The organism is Bradyrhizobium sp. Kon56, from assembly GCF_055807635.1.
Genome location: NZ_JBVVOU010000355.1, coordinates 1 through 289, shown reverse-complemented (window position 1 = coordinate 289; position 289 = coordinate 1). Strand labels below are relative to the sequence as shown.

Genomic DNA, 289 nt, shown 5'->3' with positions numbered 1-289 from the left:
CCGGCGCCCGCTGCAGCACCTGCACCGCAAGCCGCAGCACCTGCTGCGCAGAGCAACGGACATGGCGGCCGCGTGTTCTCCTCGCCGCTGGCGCGTCGACTCGCCAAGGAATCCGGCCTCGACGTGTCGATGGTGACCGGCACCGGCCCGCATGGCCGCGTGGTGGCCCGCGACGTCGAGCAGGCCAAGTCCGGCAAGGGCCTCAAGGCTCCCGCGGCGACGCCGTCAGGCGCGCCCTCGACCGCGCCGACCATGTCGGACAAGCAGATACTGTCCCTGTTCGAGCCGG

At 72.3% G+C, this 289-nt stretch carries 1 protein-coding gene; it reads left to right on the top strand.

From position 1 onward, the window contains the following. A partial coding sequence (locus AC0L3B_RS39300; RefSeq protein ID WP_473383159.1) for an E3 binding domain-containing protein occupies window positions 1–289 on the top strand: 289 nt, incomplete at both ends.